The sequence below is a fragment of the Streptomyces sp. NPDC059534 genome (assembly GCF_042743475.1).
Classification (GTDB): domain Bacteria; phylum Actinomycetota; class Actinomycetes; order Streptomycetales; family Streptomycetaceae; genus Streptomyces.
In genome coordinates, this window is the sequence record NZ_JBHWAQ010000101.1 from 1 (window position 1) to 4898 (window position 4898).

3 protein-coding genes and 2 pseudogenes are annotated in these 4898 nt (G+C 70.2%); all 5 read right to left on the reverse strand.

Annotated features, from left to right (window positions below; translation table 11 throughout):
• Positions 1-134, reverse strand: a pseudogene (locus ACFVZH_RS39815) (ATP/GTP-binding protein); the annotation flags it as partial.
• Positions 115-666 (reverse strand): DUF742 domain-containing protein, encoded by a 552-nt coding sequence (locus tag ACFVZH_RS39820; protein WP_384905479.1) that lies wholly within the window; start codon positions 664-666, stop codon positions 115-117. The gene ACFVZH_RS39820 and the pseudogene ACFVZH_RS39815, both read right to left, overlap by 20 nt.
• Positions 667-758: 92 nt before the next feature.
• A complete protein-coding gene (locus ACFVZH_RS39825) occupies positions 759-1172 on the reverse strand; it encodes a roadblock/LC7 domain-containing protein (RefSeq protein WP_317877038.1) in 414 nt (137 codons plus the stop codon).
• A gap of 7 nt (positions 1173-1179) precedes the next feature.
• A complete protein-coding gene (locus ACFVZH_RS39830) occupies positions 1180-4446 on the reverse strand; it encodes a nitrate- and nitrite sensing domain-containing protein (protein WP_384905481.1) in 3267 nt (1088 codons plus the stop codon).
• Positions 4447-4796: 350 nt separating this feature from the next.
• A pseudogene (locus ACFVZH_RS39835) lies at positions 4797-4898 on the reverse strand (ATP-binding protein); the annotation flags it as partial.

A 4898-nucleotide genomic window follows, 5' to 3' on the forward strand; every position in this document is an offset into this window, starting at 1 on the left:
TCGGTACGCAGCGGGTTGATCTCCGAGACGGCGCCGACGAACGTGGTCTTGCCCACGCCGAAGCCGCCCGCCACCACGATCTTCGCGCTGGTGGTTGAACGGGCCGCGCCGCCGCTAGAGCTTGCGAAGTCCACTGAGCACCCTTTCGAGCAGTGTCACGTCTGGCTGACCGCCGGCGGACTCGTCGCCGCCCGGCTGGTGGATGGCGACGAGTCCGGCCTCGGCCAGGTCGGCGACGAGGATTCGGGCGACGCCGAGGGGAATGGAGAGAAGAGCCGAGATCTCCGCGACCGACTTGATCTCGAAGCACAGCCGGCAGATCCGCTGGTGCTCGGGCAGCTGCCCGTGCAGCCGGGCCGGATCGGCCGTGGTACTGACCAGCGCCTCGATGGCGAGCTGGTAGCGCGGCCGGGTCCGGCCGCCGGTCATCGCATAGGGACGCACGAGCGGGTTGTGCCCGCTCGATCCGCCCGCGGCGGACGAAGCGCGCGAGACGCTCGGGGAGCCGGCTGCCGAGGACTGGGCGTGAGGCTGCGCGTAGGGCTGCGATGCGCCCTGTCTGCTCGGGGCGGAGGGAAAGTTGAACCGGTTCTGTGCGGCGTCGCCCAGCGGCGCCTGGTGCGCGTCATAACCGTGATAGGGGCTTGCGCCCGGGGGTGTTCCCACGTCTCCTCCTCCGACTGCCTCGCGGTCCATGTCCCTTGGACCCGCGCCACCGCACCCTACGGGGCGGTGGCGCGAAACGCACTGTCTGTCTGTTAGTTGAGAAGACTTCCCTGAAGCTCCGCCCGGAGGTCGGGAGTCAGTACGGTGCCCGCGCGGTCCACGAGCAGCGCCATCTCGTAGCCCACGAGGCCGATGTCGGCCTCCGGGTGCGCGAGCGCGGCCAGCGAGGAGCCGTCCGAGATCGACATCAGGAAGAGGAAGCCGCGCTCCATCTCCACCACGGTCTGGTTGACCGCACCGCCCTCGAAGATCCGGGACGCGCCCGCGGTCAGCGAGGTCAGTCCGGATGCGACGGCCGCCAGCTGGTCGGCGCGGTCGCGGGGGAACCCCTCGGACATCGCCAGCAGGAGTCCGTCGGCGGAGACCACCACCGTGTGCGACACCCCAGGGGTGTTGTCCACGAAGTTGGTGATCAACCAGTTCAGATTCTGCGCCGCCTGGCTCATGCTCACACTAACGCTCCTGGTTGTAGGTACTGCCCGGGCCGAGGCCCGATCCGTTCGTGTCCGTTCCCGCGCTGCGTCCCTGCTGGACGCCCCGGCGCAGGTTGCTCAACCTGCCCCGTACGTCCTCGGGAGCGCGGGAGACCTGGGGGCCGCCCTGCGGCGTCTGCTCCGCGGTGCCCTCGACCAGGTTGGCCTTCGGGACCCGCCGGGGAAGACCGGACGAGGTGACCCCGCCCGCCTTCGGGTCCTTGAGCTTCCCGGCCCGCTGCCAGCGCTCGTCGTTGGTCGAGCGCCAGTCGTCGGAATCTTCGGCTTCGTTCTGCTGCTGTTCCGGCTGCGCGGGCTTCGGCTGCTGCGGCACCTGCTGCGCCGCCTGCTGGGTCTGCGGGGCGACGCTGCCGCGGCGCGGCAGACCGGCGTCGGTCAGCGCGTGGCCGGCGTCCGGGACGGGGCTGGGAGCCGGACCCGGACGGTCGAAGCCTACGCGGTCCTGCGTCTGTTCGGGAGCGCTCGGAGCAGATTCCGATTCCGCTCCGTACTCCTGGCCGTAGCCGTTCCCGTAAGCGCCCTGATCCGGCCACACTGCCTGGTGGGCCTGGGGATCGAACGCATTCCCGTACTGCTGGTGTTCGGTTTCCGGGGCCTCGTACGAAGCTTCCGCATAGCCCTGCTGGGGGTACGCCTCGTACCCCTGCTGCGGGTAGCCGTAGCCGTCCTGCGACGGGTAGCCGCCGGCGTACTCCTGGCCGTACTCGGGAGCCTGCTGCGGCTGCCCGTACTCCTGCGCGGGGTACTGCTCCGCCGGGTACTCCGGGGCCTGCTGCTGCGCGTACTCCTGGTCCTGGCCCTGCGGATACGCCTGGTCCTGGTCCTGGTGCCCGTACTCCTCGTCCTGCTCCGTCTCGTCGCGGAACAGCGGCCGGTCCCCGGTCTGCGTCTGGGCGCCGAGGGCGGCGCGCCGGCCCTCCCGGTTCAGCGAGCGGTTGACCGGGTCGAGCTCGCGCTCCTCCTCGGCCGGCTGCTCGTAGCGCGAGTCGTCGAAGCCCAGGTCGGCGGCGGTCAGCATCGGCTGCTGCTGCTGAGGGGCGGGCTCGAAGGCGTTCTGCTGCTGCGGAATGATCTGCGAGACGGTGAAGTCGTCCTGGAGCGGCTGCTCGCCGCCACCGCCGTGCGTGATCGCGTCCGGCAGCATGACCAGCGAGGTCGTCCCGGCCTGCTCGCCCGAGGGGCGCAGCTGGACCCGGATGCCGTGCCGGTCGGCGAGCCGGCCGACCACGAAGAGGCCCATGCGCTGCGAGACGGCGGCGTCCACGGTCGGCGGGTTCGCCAGCTTGTGGTTGATGTCCGCGAAGTCCTCGGCGGTGAGGCCGATGCCCTTGTCGTGGATCTCGACCATCACGCGGCCGTCGGGGAGACGGGTCGCGGTGACGCGGACCTTGGTCTGGGGGGAGGAGAACGTGGTGGCGTTCTCCAGGAGCTCGGCGAGCAGGTGCACGAGGTCGGTCACGGCCTGGCCGTGGATCTCGGCCTCCGGGACACCGGCCAGCTCGATGCGCTCGTACTGCTCCACCTCGGAGGAGGCGGCGCGCATGACGTCGACCAGCGGGACCGGCTGGTCCCAGCGGCGGCCCGGCTCCTCGCCGGCGAGGACGAGGAGGTTCTCGCCGTTGCGGCGCATACGGGTCGCCAGGTGGTCCAGGCGGAAGAGGTTCTCCAGCTGGTCCGGGTCGGCCTCGTTGTTCTCCAGGTCGGTGATGAGGGTCAGCTGGCCCTCGATCAGCGACTGGTTGCGGCGCGAGAGGTTGGTGAAGATCGCGTTGACGTTGCCCCGGAGCATGGCCTGCTCGGCGGCGAGCCGGACGGCCTCGCGGTGGACCTGGTCGAAGGCGCGGGCGACCTCGCCGATCTCGTCCTGCGAGTCGATCGGGATGGGCTGCACGCGGGTGTCGACGCGGCCGGGCTCGGTGCGGGAGAGCTGGTCGACCAGCATCGGCAGGCGCTGCTCGGCGATGCCGAAGGCGGCGGTGCGCAGCTGCTGCATCGAGCGGCTCATCTGGCGGGCCATCATGCCGGCCAGGATGAAGGCGGCGAGCAGGGCGATGACGACGATGGCGCCGTTGACCCAGGCGTCGGTCTTGGACTCGTCGGAGATCCGCGCGGCCTCGGCCACGGCCTTGTCGACGAGGGCCTTCTCGACCTCGGTGTAGCCGTCGAACTTGGCGGTGGCGACGGCCAACCAGGTCTCGGCCGTGATGCCCTTGGCCTTCAGGCCCGCCAGCGCCTCGGGGCTCTTGGCGGTGCCGATGGCGGAGGCCACGCCGGAGTAGACGGAGCCGTCCTTGCCCTTGGGCAGGTCGACGCCGGCGGCCTGCATCTGCTTGGCACCGTCGGCGGCCTTGCCGGCCATGACCTTCTTCAGCAGCTCGACGTCCTCGGGCATACCGCCGGAGGAGAACTCGCCGAGGGCGATCTGCTCCAGGTAGTTGTACGAGTTGAACGCCACGGACTGCTGGGCGAAGACGGCGTCCTGGCGGCTGGGCCGGACCAGGAGCTGGGTGCCGATGGAGCGCTGGAGGGACTCGGCGCCCTTGGCCAGCTGGACCGCGTAGACGCTGCGGCCGTAAGCGGTGACGTTGCCGGTGCCGAGGCCGAGCTCGTTGGAGAACTCGGTGAGGTAGTGCTGGACGCCGGTGTACCCGAGCTGGGTGTTCACCGGGTCGAGGGAGCGCGTGTACGCGGCCTTGCGGAGCGCTTCGAGCTTGGGCTCCTCGTCCTTGAACAGACGCAGGCGGCGCTCCAGGCCCTGGCCCGAGGGCAGGTTCTTGGCGGCCTCGTCGAACTTGGCACGGGCGGCGTCGGTGGCGGCGTACGCCTGCGTCACCTCGTCGCTCTTACGGTCCTCGGCGGTCTTCGCGGAGAGGAGGGGAGCGGCGGTCAGGTCCCGCTCGTTGAGCAGGGCGGTGCTGTACTCCGAGGCGGCGCGCACGATGAGCGCCGTCTTCTCGGCGTCCTGCGCCTCCTGCCAGTTGTCGATCGACCCCTTGACCTGGAAGCCGCCCATGACGAGGCCGACCAGCACGGGTATGAGGAGGATCGCGTTCAGCCTGGTGGGCACCCGCCAGTTGCGGGGCGAGAGCTTGCTGGTGCTGCCCTTGGCGGCCGCGGCCGGCGGCGGCGTCACGGGCACGTCCGCGGGCGACATCGCCGCACGCGACGGCGGGGTGAAGTTGCCCCGCGCCTCCTGCTCCGCGGAGCTTTCCATGCTGCGCCTCACTCGACCAACAACCTCTCGGCGTCGGCACCTACGTTGTGCCGGTGTTTCGTTCAGGGCCGTACTACTCGGGAGTTCATGAATTGCAGCACGTGAAGGGGGTCCCTTCCAAACAGTGGGACAGACCCTCTTCTCGCGGTCCGGAGCGTACGTAAAACGGGCATAAAGAGCGAGCCCCGCCAAATGGCGGGGCTCAGGTGAGCGCAGTGACACCGATCGGATGCGTCGGGTGTCCGGGGCGCCCCAATTCTCTGTCGAAACGTTATGAACGCGAGGGCGGCCGTGTCGAAGGACACAGACCGGCTCCGGCAGGGGCATATGACACGCGCCCCGGCCGGCCGCTCCTCGCCGTCCTACTTGAGTCGCGCCATGAGGGCGTGCTCGACGAGGGTGATGAGCGCGCTCTTGGCGTCCGCGCGGTGGCGGGCGTCGGTGGTGATGATGGGGGTGTCGGG

Excerpts from the sequence above, each read along its gene's own strand:
- ACFVZH_RS39825 (WP_317877038.1), bottom strand. The coding sequence starts at position 1,172 with ATGAGCCAGGCGGCGCAGAATCTGAACTGGTTGATCACCAACTTCGTG.